The sequence below is a fragment of the Oceanobacillus iheyensis HTE831 genome (genome assembly GCF_000011245.1).
Classification (GTDB): domain Bacteria; phylum Bacillota; class Bacilli; order Bacillales; family Amphibacillaceae; genus Oceanobacillus; species Oceanobacillus iheyensis.
In genome coordinates this window covers 904263-921652 of sequence record NC_004193.1, presented here as the reverse complement: position 1 = coordinate 921652, position 17390 = coordinate 904263, and the positions used below count along the sequence as shown (strand labels likewise).

General features: G+C 36.1%; 15 protein-coding genes. 5 read left to right on the top strand and 10 right to left on the bottom strand.

What is annotated here, in order from left to right:
• Positions 1-161 precede the first annotated feature (161 nt).
• Complete coding sequence (locus OB_RS04620) at positions 162-998, bottom strand: CAP domain-containing protein (protein ID WP_011065273.1); 837 nt, start codon at positions 996-998, stop codon at positions 162-164.
• Positions 999-1479: 481 nt separating this feature from the next.
• On the opposite strand from OB_RS04620, the gene mreBH reads away from it, so the two are divergent.
• The 3 genes from mreBH (at position 1480) to OB_RS04605 (ending at position 5205) form a co-directional block, all read left to right on the top strand.
• Positions 1480-2487 (top strand): rod-share determining protein MreBH, encoded by a 1008-nt coding sequence (mreBH, locus tag OB_RS04615; RefSeq protein ID WP_011065272.1) that lies wholly within the window; start codon positions 1480-1482, stop codon positions 2485-2487.
• A gap of 369 nt (positions 2488-2856) precedes the next feature.
• Positions 2857-4002 carry a CaiB/BaiF CoA transferase family protein gene (locus OB_RS04610; RefSeq protein WP_011065271.1) on the top strand — a complete coding sequence of 382 codons (1146 nt, stop codon included), beginning with the start codon at positions 2857-2859 and terminating at the stop codon, positions 4000-4002.
• A gap of 6 nt (positions 4003-4008) precedes the next feature.
• A complete protein-coding gene (locus OB_RS04605; protein WP_011065270.1) occupies positions 4009-5205 on the top strand; it encodes an acyl-CoA dehydrogenase family protein in 1197 nt (398 codons plus the stop codon).
• Positions 5206-5519: 314 nt separating this feature from the next.
• On the opposite strand, the gene OB_RS04600 is transcribed toward OB_RS04605, so the two are convergent.
• The 3 genes from OB_RS04600 to OB_RS04590 form a co-directional block, all read right to left on the bottom strand.
• The gene (locus OB_RS04600; protein ID WP_011065269.1) at positions 5520-5888 is read right to left on the bottom strand and encodes a DUF3870 domain-containing protein; all 369 of its coding nucleotides are present in this window, start codon (positions 5886-5888) and stop codon (positions 5520-5522) included.
• 20 nt (positions 5889-5908) lie between these two features.
• A complete protein-coding gene (locus tag OB_RS04595) occupies positions 5909-7078 on the bottom strand; it encodes a saccharopine dehydrogenase family protein (protein ID WP_011065268.1) in 1170 nt (389 codons plus the stop codon).
• A 61-nt stretch (positions 7079-7139) separates the two neighbouring features.
• Entirely contained in the window at positions 7140-8633 is a 1494-nt protein-coding gene (locus OB_RS04590; RefSeq protein ID WP_011065267.1) for an aldehyde dehydrogenase family protein, read from the bottom strand.
• A 310-nt stretch (positions 8634-8943) separates the two neighbouring features.
• On the opposite strand from OB_RS04590, the gene OB_RS04585 reads away from it, so the two are divergent.
• Positions 8944-10287 (top strand): sodium-dependent transporter, encoded by a 1344-nt coding sequence (locus OB_RS04585; RefSeq protein ID WP_011065266.1) that lies wholly within the window; start codon positions 8944-8946, stop codon positions 10285-10287.
• Between the two features lie 105 nt (positions 10288-10392).
• Positions 10393-11736, top strand: a complete 1344-nt coding sequence (locus OB_RS04580) for an FAD-dependent oxidoreductase (RefSeq protein ID WP_011065265.1) — start codon at positions 10393-10395, stop codon at positions 11734-11736.
• 229 nt (positions 11737-11965) lie between these two features.
• On the opposite strand, the gene OB_RS04575 is transcribed toward OB_RS04580, so the two are convergent.
• The 6 genes from OB_RS04575 to OB_RS04550 form a co-directional block, all read right to left on the bottom strand.
• A complete protein-coding gene (locus tag OB_RS04575) occupies positions 11966-12634 on the bottom strand; it encodes a hypothetical protein (RefSeq protein WP_011065264.1) in 669 nt (222 codons plus the stop codon).
• A 97-nt stretch (positions 12635-12731) separates the two neighbouring features.
• The gene (locus OB_RS04570; protein ID WP_011065263.1) at positions 12732-13784 is read right to left on the bottom strand and encodes a C45 family autoproteolytic acyltransferase/hydolase; all 1053 of its coding nucleotides are present in this window, start codon (positions 13782-13784) and stop codon (positions 12732-12734) included.
• A gap of 292 nt (positions 13785-14076) precedes the next feature.
• Positions 14077-15960 (bottom strand): ABC-F family ATP-binding cassette domain-containing protein, encoded by a 1884-nt coding sequence (locus tag OB_RS04565; protein ID WP_011065262.1) that lies wholly within the window; start codon positions 15958-15960, stop codon positions 14077-14079.
• A gap of 14 nt (positions 15961-15974) precedes the next feature.
• A complete protein-coding gene (locus tag OB_RS04560; RefSeq protein ID WP_011065261.1) occupies positions 15975-16175 on the bottom strand; it encodes a hypothetical protein in 201 nt (66 codons plus the stop codon).
• 87 nt (positions 16176-16262) lie between these two features.
• A complete protein-coding gene (locus tag OB_RS04555) occupies positions 16263-17057 on the bottom strand; it encodes an N-acetylmuramoyl-L-alanine amidase (RefSeq protein ID WP_011065260.1) in 795 nt (264 codons plus the stop codon).
• A 25-nt stretch (positions 17058-17082) separates the two neighbouring features.
• Positions 17083-17316, bottom strand: a complete 234-nt coding sequence (locus tag OB_RS04550) for a phage holin (protein ID WP_011065259.1) — start codon at positions 17314-17316, stop codon at positions 17083-17085.
• Positions 17317-17390: the final 74 nt, after the last annotated feature.

Sequence of the window (17390 nt, the reverse complement as noted above, 5' to 3'; positions counted from 1 at the left end):
TGAAAGTAAGATGAATACAGGGAAAACTTGACTTAATTTTGATAAGCTTAAAAATAGTTAATAGAGCAGGGTTTTATCTAGGCGAGGTTCGCATCCGTAGAACCCCAAGCCCATAAAAAAGAAGGATGGCTATCAATCAACCATCCTTCTTAATTGCGTTATTATTTTCCAATGAACATTTGAGTCCAGTAGTTTCCATTTTCAACGTGTCCTACCCCAATGTGAGTGTAGTCGCCATTTAGGATATTAGCACGGTGACCTTCACTGTTCATCCAAGCATTAACTACTTCTTCTGGAGAACCTTGACCTTGTGCAATGTTTTCTCCAGCAGTATTGTAATCAATACCGAAGCTTTGCATCATGTCAAATGGAGAACCATAGTTCGGGCTATTGTGATCGAAATAGTTACTAGACTGCATATCTTTAGACTTTTCTTTAGCTACTTTACTAAGCTCAGTATCTAGCTCAAGTGGTTGTAATCCTTGCTTTTCTCTTTCTTGGTTAGTAAGTTCAACAACTTGTTGCTCAAATTGGCTTACTTCTTCGTTTTGTTCTTGATCTTGTTGATCTTGATTATTTTGTTCTTCTTGTTGAGATGGTGGAGTTGCTTCTTCTTCAGAAGCTTGCTCTCCTGAGTCATTAGCTTGCTGGTCATTATTTTGCTCTTCAGATTGCTCTGGTTGAGCAGGTGTTTCATTAGATTCAGATTGCTTTTCTTCTTTATTAGAAGTATCTTGTTTAGGTTGTTCTTGCTTAACTTTATTTATGATAGTTTCCAAATTAATATTCTGCCAATCTAATTTAGATATTTTATCTTTAATAGAGTTAATTTGATCTTGGGAAAGCTCACCCCACTGACCATTTACAGAATACAAGAATTTATATGAAGTTTGAATAGATGGTTGTTCATTTGCAGACGCATCTGCTTGACTTGCAAAAGCTCCTCCAAATACTAATGAAGCTGATAACGCAGCAACAATTCCTACTTTTTTAAACATCTAGACGCACGCTCCTTTTTGTTTTTTGTGTTGTCTTGCTGTGTGCAATAACACTATAGCATGGGTTTTGATGTAATAATTGAAATATTAGTGGTATGCTTTACCAATGCGACTGTAGATGCATATAACTAATTGCTTCAAGTCTATTAATCCCTTATGTATTCTATAATTCTATTTCAGGTTATCTTACCCAAGCTTGGAAAAACTAATTTACTAAGGAAGAATTTACTACAAAGTTAGTGTTGACATCATTCAGGAATAGGCTATATATTACAAATTAAGCATGAATGTAACAAAATTGTTACTTATACTAGCTAATTATTAGATTAAATGATATATATGTTTTTGAATTGCTGAGATTTGTAGATTAAAATTAACTACCCCCACAAAAATGTGTGTAGAATAGAATAGTATTATATAGAAATTTGTCTACAACTTAATGTTTTCAAATATATTCTGTCATCAATGGAGGATTTATTATATGTTTTCAAATGCTGAAATCGGAATTGACTTAGGTACTGCTAATATTCTTGTATACTCAAAGACAAAAGGAATTGTTTTAAACGAGCCATCAGTAGTGGCAATTGATGTTAATACGAAACAAGTAATGGCTGTCGGAGCTGAAGCTAAAGAAATGGTCGGTAAAACACCGAAAAATATCATTCCCATTCGTCCTTTAAAGGATGGAGTTATTGCGGATTATGATGTAACTGCACAAATGTTGAAAGAACTATTAAAAAAAGTAAGTAAACAGCTCGGTATGTCTATGCGTAAACCAAATGTAGTCGTGTGTACACCTTCTGGAAGTACAAGCGTGGAAAGAAGAGCGATTCATAATGCTGTATCTAGTTATGGAGCAAAACAAGTTCATCTAATTGAGGAACCAGTAGCAGCAGCTATTGGTGCTGATTTACCGGTAGATGAACCGTTCGCTAATGTAATTGTGGATATTGGTGGAGGTACATCTGAGGTAGGGATTATCTCATTTGGTGGAATTGTATCTTGCAATTCTGTACGTACTGCTGGCGATAAAATGGATGATGAAATTATACAGCATATTCGTAAGCAATATAATATTTTAATTGGTGAACGTACTGCTGAAAATATTAAAATGGAAATCGGCTATGCGCATCCGAATCATAAAGAAGTTACTATGGAAATACGTGGACGTGATATGGTTACAGGATTACCAAAAACGATCGAAGTTACTTCCACTGAAATCTATCAAGCTATCAAAGAATCCTTAGAGCAGATTTTAGAAACGATCCGTTCCACTCTTGAAGAATGTCCTCCTGAATTAAGTGGCGATATTGTAGACAACGGAATTGTTCTGACTGGAGGAGGATCATTGCTCAACGGTATGCGAGAATGGCTATCGGACGAGATCAGCGTTCCTGTGCATATGGCGCCAAATCCATTAGAATCAGTTGCTATCGGAACTGGACGTGCGTTAAAAATGATTCATAAATTACAAAAAGCTGCAAAATAAAAAAAGACTAACCTAGTGGAAGTACGGGGGATTCCCCAGTACTCTGCGACGTCTATAACAAATTCCACACAAATTGTTCTATAATATTGTGTGGAATTCTATTTTTTCTAAATAAAGCGTTTACAAATATACTTTTTCGATTTATAATAAATTTAGAGCCACATGAAAGCGTATTCCACGTTCATCTCTGTGGTCATGTAATATGCGTCATACCTTGACCATATACTATTTTTATATGCCATGCTGACTATTTTGTATGCATACTCATTGCCAGAGTAGCTACCCACAAAAAGCCAGTTCAAATAATTGCTTAACGCAATGATATTTGAACTGGCTTTTTTCATTCATGTATAAGGAGGGAATACAATTTTGTCGATGAGTTTAGAAGGGTTAAAGATTTTGGATCTTACTCGTGTTCTTGCTGGTCCTTATTGTACTATGATTCTGGCTGATTTAGGCGCTGAAGTAATTAAAGTAGAAGCTCCTGGAGGAAGTGATGAAACTAGAGATTGGGGTCCCCCATTTCAACATGGAGTAAGTGCATATTACCTTTGTGCAAATCGAAATAAAAAGAGTATTACAATTGACCTTAAATCCTCAAGTGGTATTCATTATTTGAAGGAACTTGTTAAAGAATCAGATGTAATTGTAAATAATTTTAAGTCTGGCACGATGGAACGTTTTGGATTAGATTATCAAACACTTTCCACGCTTAATCCAAGTATTATATATGCATCTATAACTGGCTTTGGTGAAACTGGTCCATATAAGGATATGCCTGGATATGACTTCATTATTCAAGCAATGAGCGGGCTAATGAGTATTACAGGTAGCCCCGAATCTGGACCGCAAAAAGTCGGTATTGCAATAACAGATGTATTAACTGGCTTATATACTTGTATTGGAATCCAAGCAGCCTTGTTAGAAAGACAGCAATCAGGTAAAGGACAAAAAATAGATATATCCTTATATGATACCGCTGTTAGTTCTTTAGTAAATGTTGCAAGTAATTATTTAATGTCAGGTCAAAATCCAAAATCACTAGGAAATAATCACCCAAATATTGTACCTTACCAAACATTTAAGACCGAAGATAAAGATATTGTTATCGCGGTAGGAAATGATGCACAATTTAAGAGATTGTGCCACATACTCCAATTAGATGACCTATTAAACGATAATCGATTTCGAACAAACGCCAGCCGTGTTCAACATCGTGACATTTTAATCCCATTACTTCAAGAATCTCTAATACTCCAACCAGCTGATTACTGGATAAAAGCTTTACAAGAAGAAAAAATTCCATGTGGTCCAATCCAAACTATCGATAAACTTCCCAAAGACCCACAATTACAAAGTAGAGAAATGTTTGTATCTATGCATCATCAAACGGCAGGTCCAATCAAACTTATTGGTAACCCACTGAAATTTTCCAGGACACCAATTACCTATCGTCACGCACCGCCTAACCCTGGAGAACATAACACCGATTATATACATTTGAAAGGAGATTAGGAAATAATGGATTTTCATTTTAGCGAGGAACAACAACTATTAAGAAAGACAGTCAGAGATTTTACTGACAAGGAAATTATGCCTTATATTAGCGAATGGGATCGTAATGGCAAATTTGACCCGACTCTATTAAATAAATTAGCGGAATTAGGTTTAATGGGTGTATGTATTCCCGAACAATATGGTGGTAGTGGAATGGACTATAATTCACTTGCCATTGTATGCGAAGAATTGGAACGTGGCGATACAGCTTTTCGAACTGCCGTTTCGGTGCATACTGGTCTGAACAGTATGACATTATTGCAATGGGGAAATGAACAACAAAAACAAAAATACCTTATCCCCCAAGCAAAAGGCGAAAAAATTGGGGCCTTTGGATTAACAGAGCCCGGTGCTGGATCCGATGTTGCTGCTCTTCAATCGACAGCGGTAAAGCAAGGAGATCATTATATTTTAAATGGACAAAAAACATGGATTTCTCTTTGTGATATCGCAGATCATTTCATTGTTTTCGCCTATACAAAGGACCGATCCGAAAAACATAAAGGAATATCTGCATTTATCGTGGAAAGATCTTGGGAAGGGTTCTCTTCTAAAGCAATCAAAGGAAAACATGGTATTCGATCTGGAAATACTGGGGAAATATTCTTTGACCATATTAAAGTGCCAAAAGAAAATTTGCTCGGTAAAGAAGGAGAAGGATTTAAGATTGCCATGTCTGCACTAGATAATGGTCGATTTACGGTAGCTGCTGGTGCGGTTGGGCAAATTATGGCTTGTATTGAGGCGAGCGTAAAATATTGCCATGAGCGAGAAACATTCGGAAAAGAAATCGGTAAACACCAGTTAGTTCAACAAATGATCGCTAAAATGGAAGCCGGTTATCAAATGAGTAAGCTACTTGTTTACCGCGCTGGCGAATTAAAGAATCAAGGAAAACGAAATACAAGAGAAACTTCTTTAGCAAAATGGCAAGCATGTGATTTTGCTAATAAAGCAGCTGATGACGCTGTACAAATACATGGAGCTTATGGATACTCAGATGAATACCCAGTAGAAAGATTTTTACGTAATTCAAAGGCACCCGTTATATACGAAGGAACACGAGAAGTCCATACCATTATGCAAGCGGAATACGTATTAGGTTATCGAGAAGATAAGCTGCTTAATCAAATGCTTCCAGCATGGGAGGAAACAAAATAGTTTTAAAAAAAGGATACATTCTTAGCTTTTGACAATAGAAGTCGATTATGGTGGATGAAAATATCATTTCACGAACAAAAGCGCAAACGCCCGTTTAGAAACGTAGGGACTGGAGCGAATCAACTGAGATAATGGAATCACAGTGAGGCGACAAACCGATGATTTTCACCCCATTGGCATAAGTGCGACTATATCACTTAGTACGTTTATCCACTGCTGCTTAATTTTATGTTTTCCTGACACCACACTGAAAAAATCCACTCGAGAAAGCAAGTTCGCTTTTCCGAGTGGATTTTTGTTTTATCTTTCTATTTTCACCTATTCATTCTGCTCGATGGTGCAGAGATTACACCGCATTCTTCTTGCACATAAGCAGACTTTTGGTATTGCTCATATTGCTTAAATAAGTCCATTAATGCGGAAGCTAATGCATTGCCTGCTTTCCCTAAATAATGCCTTTTAATGTGATCAAGTGGGAATTGAATGCCGTCTTGTAAACTATGCCCTTTTAATATCGTTTGTACAAATTGCTTTCCATGATCTGTAGCAAGTGTACAACCAGCAGTCACAATAACACCATATTTTTTATCAATTTCTGCAGTAATGGTTAATGTTTCATAGATACTCTTAGCTGCCATACCTGAAGGCAATTTTGCGTGTCCTGCAATAAATACTGTATTCACCCTAGTCATCCCCTTATAACCTACACTGATGTTTGCTTGTTTATAGATACACTTTCTTTGATGGTTACCCCTCTTTTCTTCATTTCATCAATGTACTGCTTTCCAGGCACCATTTTTTCAGGCGGTAACACACCTTTTGTATTTATCGTTCCATTAGCAATCATTTGTGCCACAACAGAAATCGTATTTGCTGTCGCTCTAGCCATTGCAGTAACTTTTGTATCTTTATCTTTATAAGTGGTCATTTCGAAAATATGAGAGGTCGATTTCCCGTCCTTCTCCCCTTCTACCACTACCCGTAAAAGTACCGCGTCCTCCCTGTCTCCTAATTCGACTATTGGATCAAGTACTTTTAAAAATACCTCTCTTGGATTTACTTTCATTCCATTAATATCAACTTGATAGTCCAAGCGAGTAAGATTTAAATCTACAAGTAATTTAAATTTTTCTGCGTGCCCTGGATAGCGAATAGTTTTATACTCTAGTGTGTCTAAATAGGGATATGATAATGATAAAGTTGATGTACCACCTGATGTATGAAATGCTTCTAATGGTCCAAATTTTTCAAAGTGAATAGGTTCTACTTCACTTAGAGAAGACACTTCTTGAACAAGACCATTTCTTATTATCAACGATGGGTCAGTGTAATGATCAAAGACACCTTCCATGGAAAAAACATGGTTGTACTCAAGTGGCGGCTCTGGTTTAACCGGAATTCCGCCTACATAGAGTTTAATTTTCTTCGTATGGTCCAGTTTACTTACACCATATCCAGATAAAATATTAATCATCCCTGGAGCTACTCCTAAGTCAGGAATAACCGTTACTTGTGCTTGTTTAGCATCTTCATGATAAGTCAATACCTTATCCGTCACATGCCCAATGTGCCCACCTAAATCAACTGAGGATACACCTACTTCAATGGCTGTTCTAGCCACTACTTCATTAAATGAATAAAATAAAGCATTAATAATTACATCGAATTGCCGCATGAATTTAGCTAGGTCCAGTTGGTTACTCGCGTCTACTTGATATGCAGTTAGTTTCTGAGAATTCAACTGGTCACAGACTTCCTGCGCTCTTAGTAAATCAATGTCTGCTAAACCGACTTGTTTTACTCCCTCACTTAGCGTTAGATCAACCGCCGCCTCTTTCCCCATTAAACCAGACCCTAATACACCAATCTTCATGTTACTCCCTCCCTGTAATCACTAAAAATTCACTACAATCAAGGCGAATGATTCTAAGAAATTATTCCTCTGTGTCTATCTGGGCACGTTGTAATTTTCCGCTATAGTCAACATAAATCGCCTTCCATTCAGTGAATACATCTAACGCCTGGACGCCAGAGTCACGATGTCCATTTCCAGTTCCTTTCGTTCCACCAAAAGGTAAATGAATCTCAGCACCTGTTGTTCCAGCATTCACATAAACAATGCCCGTATCTAAATCACGTTGTGCTTTAAAAACACGATTTACATCCTTTGTAAAAATAGAACTGGATAAGCCAAACGTAACTTGATTATTTACTTCAATGGCTTCTTCAAAACTACTTACTTCAATTAATGAAACAACAGGCCCAAAAATCTCCTCTTGTGCAATCCGCATGTCAGGCTTAGCATCGGTGAATAAGGTCGGAGTAAAATAATACCCTGGATTATTGGTTTCCCATTCAGTTCCTCCTGCTAATAAAGTAGCACCCTCCTGCTTGCCCACTTCGATATATTTCTTGATTTTATTTAATCCTGCTTCATTGATAATTGGTCCTACTTTAATTCCGTCTTCCAATCCATTACCAATCGTTAAATGATCCATTGCAGCTAAAAGTCTCTCTTCCAACGTCTTTTTTACTTTATGATGAACAATCACACGACTGCAAGCTGTACAACGCTGCCCACTCGTTCCAAACGCACTCCAGAGAATTCCTTCTACCGCTAAGTCTAAATCTGCATCATCCATAACAATCACTGCATTCTTTCCGCCCATTTCAAGTGATACCTTCTTTAACTGCTTCCCACAATCTGATGCAATATTTCTCCCTGTGTCATTCGATCCCGTAAACGATATAACTCTGATATCTTTATGCTGAACCATCGAATCTCCCACTTCTGATCCTTTACCAAAAACAACATTGATGACACCACTTGGTAATCCTGCTTCTTCAAATATTTTAGCTAACTCATATGCCATAATGGGAGTTTCCGTTGCTGGTTTCCAAACCACCGCATTTCCAGCTACAATCGCTGGGAATGACTTCCAAGTAGCAATTGCAATCGGGAAGTTCCATGGTGTAATGATACCGACGACACCTACAGGAACCCGCTGACTCATCGCGAATTTATCTTTTAATTCCGCTGGTGTAGTTTGGCCAAACAATCGTCGACCTTCCCCAGCCATATAAAAAGCCATATCGATTCCTTCTTGTACTTCTCCTCTTGCTTCTTCTAGTACCTTTCCATTCTCCATGGTCAACAGACGAGATAGTCGTTCTTTTTTATCCTTCATAATCATTCCAACACGGTACAATACTTCTGCACGTTGAGGTGCAGGAACAAGTGCCCATTCCTTTTGAGCCTTTATCGCAGCCTGAACAGCCTCCTCAACATGAGATTGATCAGACAATGGTACTTGCACGATACGTTCACCATTTGCAGGATTTGTAACGGCAGTGGTATTATTCACATCTACCCATTTACCATCAATAAAATTTTTTAATACATCCGTCTCTAATGTAAGCGCTGTCACTTATAATCCCTCCTTTTAAATTTGAAGCAATAAAAGTTATAAACCTTACCAACACAAGTATAAATGACAATGTTTAAATTTTACAACTATTTTTAAAATACGTAAATTTACTAATAAATCATTACTTAATGTATTTGATGTTTTTTTCTTTTATTCACTAAAAGTCAAATCTTATACGAATGCTTACATTGATAATAAATACTGTTAATTTTTTCATTGTATTTACAAATCTAATACCTTCTCTTAACATCTTGTTCTTTTATGTTATACTTATAAAATAATTTTTTTATAACGAAAGGAATTTGACATTATGGATCAACAAAAAGATCAATGGGCATCAAAACTAGGGTTTATCTTATCTTCCGCTGGGGCTGCGGTTGGATTAGGAGCAATTTGGAAATTCCCATATATGACTGGGATGAATGGTGGAGGAGCTTTCTTCTTTATCTTTATCTTATTCACAGTCATTATCGGATTACCTTTGTTAATTGCCGAATTTATTATAGGTAGAGGTGCACAAAAAGAGGCAATTTCAGCCTATCAGAAGCTTGCTCCAAAAAGTATATTCTCCTTTATTGGTCATTGGGGAGTAATTGGTGCCTTTATATTAATGTCTTTCTATTCCGTTGTAGGCGGATGGGTATTAATTTACAGTCTTCTTTCTATTCCCGGAATGGTGATTACCGATGATGCACAATACGCAGAATTATTTGCATCTATAACAGGTAATCCATTACTAACTATTGTAGGTCTTGCACTATTTATCTTTATTAATTCTTTTGTTATATCTTCCGGTATAAAAAATGGAATTGAGAAATATAGTAAAGTTTTAATGCCATTGTTATTTATATTCTTTATTATAATTGTTATACGATCTGTTACTTTCGATGGTGCTATGGAAGGAATTCAGTTCTTCCTTCAACCCGATTTTTCAAAATTAAATGGTGAAAATATTCTATATGCATTAGGTCAGGCATTTTTCTCACTTGCAGTGGGTATTTCAGTGATGGTTACGTATAGTTCTTATTTAGATAAAGATGTAAGCTTAGGCAGCTCAGCAGCTTCCGTTTCGATCATGAATATATTTGTATCATTGCTAGCAGGACTTGCGATTTTCCCAATTGTATTTTCATTTGGGTTAGAGCCAGCAGAAGGTCCAGGACTTCTATTTATTGTTCTTCCTGAAGCATTTGCACAAATGCCGTTTGGTGAAGTCTTCTTAAGTCTATTTTTACTTTTATTCTTATTCGCTATCTTAACATCTTCTTTCAGTATGCTAGAAATCATCACTGCAGCTGTAACTGAAAAAAAGAATGTTTCTCGAAAATCGGTTGCTTGGATAGCAGGTATTCTTGTATTTGTTGCTGGTATTCCAGCTGCGTTATCCTCAAATTTACTTGCTGATTTTCATATATTTGGTAAGACTGTTTTTGATGCCAGTGATTTTCTTGTCAGTAACGTTATGTTGCCGGCTGGTTGTTTATTTATATCTATATTTATTGGCTTCAAAATGGATAAACAGCTTGTTAAGCAAGAATTTAGTTATGGAAATAATTTAGGTAACGGTATATTCCAAACATGGTATCAACTCATGCGTTGGGTAGTACCTTTTACCATTATTATCGTTTTTCTTTACTCAATCGGGGTAATATAAAACTAAATAGATATTTTGTGCCTCTCATCTATTTGATGAGAGGTTTTTTATAACGAGCTTAAACTAGTCAACTGGTAAAAGTCTTACTAATTGGGAGTGAATAATATGTCTAAAAAAATTATTATTGTCGGTGGTGTTGGGGGTGGAGCAACGGTTGCCGCACAAATTAGAAGAACGAATAAAACGGCAGAAATTCTTGTACTAGAACGAAATGGATATGTATCTTTTGCAAATTGCGGTATGCCATATTATCTGGGAGGTACAATTACTGATCGTCAAAAATTAATTTATCCTGAAGAAAAGTTTGCACAAAAATATGACCTAACCGTACAAACACATGCAAATGTTACCAAAATTAACCGGGAACAAAAAAGCGTTGTATATGAAAAGTATAAAACAGAACACAAAGCTGACTATGATATTCTTATATTGTCCCCAGGAGCATCGCCTGTATTACCTGATATAGCTGGATTACAACAATCTAATACGTTTCCGTTAAGGACGATTGAAGATATGGATAATATAGAACAGTTTATTCAATCTAATAATCCGCAATCTGCTGCGATTATTGGCGGAGGTTTTATTGGATTAGAAATGGCAGAAAGTCTGTGTCATCGAGGGTTCTCCTGTTCTCTAGTAGATCGTTCTGAGCATGTATTAAAACGAATCGATAAAGAAATGGCAATACATATAGATGAACATTTACAAGAAAAAGGAATAGCTTTGTATGTCAATGATGGATTAAAAAGCTTTTCAGATAATGGTACCACCTTACACCTTTCGAGTGATAAAACGATCCAAGCTGATATGACTATTATGGCAATAGGAATAAAACCAAATACAGAGCTTGCCATTGATGCCGGATTGGAAATTGGAGAAACTGGTGGAATTAAAGTAAATCAATATATGCAAACTACCGACCCAACTATCTTTGCTCTCGGTGATGCAGTAGAAGTTACTGATTTCATAACTAGAGAACCTGCTCATATTGCCTTAGCTTGGCCAGCTCATAGGCAAGCATTCATTATCTCTTCGTTCTTAAGTGGCAATCCTATATCTGATGATGGAATAATTGGGTCATCAATTTTGCGTGTCTTTGATTTAACTGTTGCAGCTACTGGGCAAAACAAACAGACGTTAATCGATAATGAGATTGCATTCGAAGAAACGATAATGAAAGGTTATTCTCATGCAGCATATTACCCTGGCTCAAAGGAGCTTTGGATGCAAATTGTCTATGATAAAAATACCGGACAATTATTTGGTGGAAGCGTAATTGGATTTGACGGCGCAGATAAACGCATGGCTGTTCTAGCTACAGCTATCAAAGGTAAGTTAACAGTAGCAGATTTGGCTTCATTAGAATTAGGTTATTCCCCCATTTATTCAGGCGCAAAAGATCCTTTAAATATACTAGGCTATAAAGCCATGGAACAGCTAGAGGATTAGTCGAAGCAGTGTCTGCAAAAAGCGGTATCTGCAATGGATATACAGAATAAATGATGTAATGAATGTAAATAGAGATTTAACGCATTGGACATTAAACTCCCCCTCTAAGATACAGATTGAAAGTACAATCTGACAACTAGAGGTGGAGTCTATTTTTAATCTTATAAAAAACATCTTATCATCGACGACGCTAGAAGGCTACGTAATGAAAAGATGTTATATAAAAATATTAATTATCTTCAAATTGATAAATTAGTTCATACTTACTTTCATCTAATAACTCTGCCACATGAATTCTTACACCATGTCCAAAAACAATCTCATCTTCCGTCATTGCGACTACCATCGCTTTTGTATTGTTTTGAACATCTAAGAATATATCACCCACTGCCGGCTTTAGAGCATCATCTTTCTCTGCTAAATAAGAGATCGACTCATCTTGAATTTGTTGCTCCTCTGGTACTAAATTCTTATCATAGTAAGCAATTTCCTGACTAGCCTCTGATTTCCCTGGTACCATTACAACATATTCATTATGTTTCACACCATTATCGCGGGTGGTTAATACATTTCCATTTTCAACTTTCTCTACTTTTTCAATTTCATTCAATGAATAGTGATCGAGAAAATCAGGCGTTGGTTTTACGATTAAAATGTAATCTCCCGGTTCTGGTTTAGCGTGTTTATCAATGGTGTATCTCTTCCCGTAAAAAATAAATGTATCATTATGCTGAGGACGATATAACTCAATCTCTTTGGCAGTAGTTAACACCTGCTTCATATCTTTTAGACGATACATATGAACTGATTTTTTAAACATGGGTTTTACAGAATACACTTTATGCAATTCGTTCTCAAAGAAAACAAATTGACCTTTTCTAACTTGGTAAAGTTTCATTTAATGTAGCCTCCTTAATTTCATTACTAAAAAATAATTTATTAGAATCCATTTTTATATTCCCTTGAAACGCGACTTTTTAAACATGGAACTTTGATTAACGGACATTTGCTTCCATATGTGCAAATGGTAAGGACGTGTCTACCTTGCCATAAAGCTTTTTTTCAGGAATATCTATACCTTCCATCCATTTATCAAAATCAATGACATATGGATCAGCATCTCCTCCTAAACTGAACCAGACCTTCCTTTCTGCAGGCAGATACCCAGAGGTGTGGATTGTACCTCCCCAGTTTTTATATTGTTTAGAAAAAACTCCTCTATCCGTATCATTCATCATTCGAAAAGCTTCTTCTGCACTTAGCTTCTTAGCACTGTTGTTTTGCATTGCTAATAATCGGCGATAGGAATCATCTAAGTAATTTCGATTTTCTGCAGTTAAATTCTCAAAATGGTTGGTGCACAAATTTCCTTTTCTTACCGATGTTCCACGTGCAGACCCTTCGATTATAAATGTTTCTTCGTGTTGGTCCAATACTAAATAACTAAAAGCATATCGATGTGGAATTTCTTGTAGTAAGTGTACTGCTTCTTCTACACTAGAACATGTTTCTAACACAATTCGACTAATCATATTACAGATAAATCCTTCCCCAGGCTGTTTACGATGGGTGAAGTTATATCCTAATACAAGCCCATATTGGTTCATCCCATCTAACCTTCCTGTAATACGTTGAGACGGACCAATAGTAGTTAATCCAGTATCCGTAGGTTGAAACAATACCAATCTTCCTTCATATGTTTTTGGATGATAATCATAATTTCTAATCATATAATTGCTACTTGTAAATACGGAACATCCACTCGAAGGTAAGTTGATTCGATATCCTGCAAATTCCTGAAGCGTATCGGAAAGTGACCACTCTATTCCATCTTTAATCCCTTCTAACTCTTCCCAGATTCCCGGTGCATAGGTATTAATCATAGATTTTACTTCATCGATATTAATTGTAAATCTTGGTCTCCTTAATTTCCATTGCTTCTTACGGTTTTCCATCACAAAAGAACGTTTGATACTTTCTCCTTGCATTTTTCCAAACTGATAATGAGATCCTCTAAAAGTTATTACATCTGAATAGATTTCTTGCATGACATAATCACCTGATTCTAATTAGATGGTAAGTACAGTCTACTGTAAAAATTGTACAAAGTGAAATAACTTTCCTCAACCTTGTTAGTTTAGCTTAAAATTCCTATTAAATTCAAGGACAAAGGTATAAGTGCTTGGTTAGCGCATAGGAAGTGTGCCATCTGTTTTTTTTATCTTAATGAAAAGAAGAAATTCGACCTATGTCGCCCCAGCTACTGAAGGGCGTTTCGTGAAGTCGACTAATTTTAGACGTTGGGGCTTGACGGCAAAAAACATGAAGATTTTAGGTTCTTCATGTTTCAAGTTGTTCTACTTTTATAGATAATGCTTCCCATCGTGCCATTTTTTCCTCTAATGCTAATTCGACTGCTTGTTGATTGGCATATAATTCTTGTACTTTTTCTGAATCACTTCCAGCATCAACGATCGCCTGTTCAATTTCTACAATTTCTTCTTCTAATTTTGTAATTTCATCTTCAATCGTATCCCATTCTCTTTTTTCCATATACGATAACTTCTTTTTCTTCTCATTCTGTGAAGTTTTAGTAGATGATTGTTTTTTAGGTGTAGGTTGTAGTTTCTCTGCTTCCTTTTGCTTTTCAAGAAATTCTGTATAATTCCCATAAAAAGTATCGGTATTGCCATTCCCTTTAAATACAATCAACTTATTGACCACTCTATCTAAAAAGTATCGATCATGCGATACAGTTATTACTACACCAGGAAAATGTTCCAAGTAATCTTCTAGGACGGATAATGTCTGTGTATCAAGATCATTCGTAGGTTCATCTAAGAACAGCACATTTGGCTCTTTCATTAATACTTTTAATAAATAGAGTCGACGGCGTTCTCCTCCAGATAATGTTCGAATAAAGGACCATTGTTGCGCACGGTCAAATAAAAATCGTTCAAGCATCTGCTCAGCGGTAATCACTTCTCCACCTTTTGTATGGATGACCTCAGCTACATCTTTAATATATTCGATAATACGCTGTTGATCATCTAATTCTTCTTCTCCTTGGGTATAATAACCAATTAACACCGTTTCTCCTATTTTGACATACCCTTGGTCTGGTTCCGTACGTTTTGCCATCATATTTAGAAGCGTTGTTTTTCCTGTACCGTTATTACCAATAATACCAATTCGATCTTCTGGTATAATGAGTTGAGAAAAGTTACTCAATACAGTCTGATTTCCAAATGATTTGTATAGCCCATCAATTTCAATAACATCATTACCAAGTCTTTTAGAACCTGCTTGAAATTTAACTTCTTCTTTCTTCGTATCAAATGTTTTGTCTTTCATCTCTTCCACTCGTTCTACACGAGCTCGTTGTTTTGTTGACCTAGCCTTCGCACCACGTTTTAACCATGCAAGTTCACGTTTTAACGTATTTTGATGTTTTTGTTCATTACTGCGCTCTAAAGACTCTCTTTCCGCTTTCTTCTCTAAAAACAACTCATAATTTCCTGCATAGGTATACAAATTTCCTTTGTCTAATTCAAAAATTCGATTTGTTACACGATTTAAGAAATATCTATCATGTGTGACAAGTAAAACAGATCCAGAATAGGATTGCATGTATTTTTCTAACCATTCAACCGTATCATGGTCTAAATGGTTCGTAGGTTCATCCATTATTAACAAGTCTGCCGGCTGTATTAAAGCTTTTGCGATAGCTATTCTTTTTTTCTGGCCACCTGATAGTTTCTCAACTGTAGTAGTGAAATTAGTGATACCCAATTTAGTTAAAATCGTTTTCGCTGTTGTATTAGCTTCCCAAGCCTCTACTTCATCCATCTTTTGTTGCATTTGAATTAATTTCTGCTGTAAAGCTGCATCCTCTGGGCTGTTTTCTAAATCCAACAATGCCTGCTCATACTGTCTCATCACTCGCATGATTAAAGCGTCACCATAATAAATCTGATCCAACACCGTCAAATCTTCTTGCAAATTCGTTTCTTGTGTTACATATTCTATATGATAATCTTTGGAATGTTTGATATCTCCCTGATCCGGACTATCCATTCCTGCAATTACTTTAAGAAAACTTGATTTTCCTGTCCCATTTACTCCTATAAGACCAATTCGTTCCTTCTCACCAATGGTTGCGGTGATTTGGTTAAATAAAGTTTTATCTCCATATGTTTTACTTAAATTATCTATCATTAACATTGTACAGACCTTCTTTATTCGTTAATATCCTTATCTTCTTTAGTGCTTTTCTTTAATCGAAACCATTCTTTTATTACCAATACTAATAATAGTAACATCCAAGAAGTCACAAGATAAAATATCCATGTATTTAATTCATTCATTTGATCATAAAAGCTAGCCATACCCATCCAAATTAAAGCGGTAATTACGAGCTGTCCAACTAATAGCTTCATTTTGACTCTCCCCATTCAATAAAAAAATACCTAACGTATAGTTTATCTTATACGTAGGTATTTTTCTATGGTAATGAAATGAAATATTTAACTTAAGACGGATTTTACTTTGGAAGTTGAGCGAGTATAATAACGCACATAATTTTTATTTGCTGTAATATATAAACCACTTTTAATTTGATACATATGTCCATCACCAACAGGAAACTTATCTTTTATTACTGTGAATACTTCTCCTTTATGAACAATAACTGCCTTATCTTCCCATTCTGGACTATTATATGTCCATAAAGAATCTGCGAGAATTTCTACATACCCTTGAGATGCACCCTCACCGTCTGGCAGTTCAAGTACATCGGCAACTCCAGTTGCGTGACTCTTTGCTATCGATTGAAGAAAGGAAGAAGATTTAAGTTTGTTAGCGTCTTCTCTATAATCAATAAATCCATTCTCCGTTAGCACCGCGGGCATTTGCGATTCACGAAGCATGTGAAAATTCGCTTCTTTCATGCCCCTATCATAATATCCTGTCTCATTGACAATCGATTGATGAACTAGTTGACGCAAGCGATGAGTTTCCGCCTTTCCAGAATATATGCCATTAAAAATATATGATTCAAACCCAGTGCCTCCACCAGCATTAATATGAATAGAAACTAAATAATCAGCTTGCCAATTATTTGCCATTGTCGTTCTTTGCGATAGAGAGACCGTTTTATCTGTTTCACGAGACAATCGTACTTCATGTCCACCAAATGTTTGTAACAAGTATTCTTTCATACGAAGCGCAATATCTAAGTTGATATCTTTTTCCTGTAATCCATTTCCCATTGCACCAGGGTCATTTCCTCCATGACCAGGATCAATAAAAATTCGCTTCATACTTATCCTCCTTGTCCATATTTTATTATTTTGCTAATTGATGTTCCACAAGTACTTGATGTTGTTTTTTGCCTTTGTATGTCACATAATTATTTTTGAACCAAGCTGTTAAGGTAGCTACAATAGTAAAAATAGATGAAAGGATTTCTCCCCAGAGCTCTTGTGTTCCAGGTATGGGATGGTATCCAGCAGTGATCAAAAACTGATTCGTTAAAGCTAGAACAAGTACGATAGTTCGAATAATCGTTCCTTTGTCCATGTCCCCACCTCCTTTTATATATAAAGGCATGTATTCGTCAATTTTCACACCCTAAAACAAAAAATAATATAAAA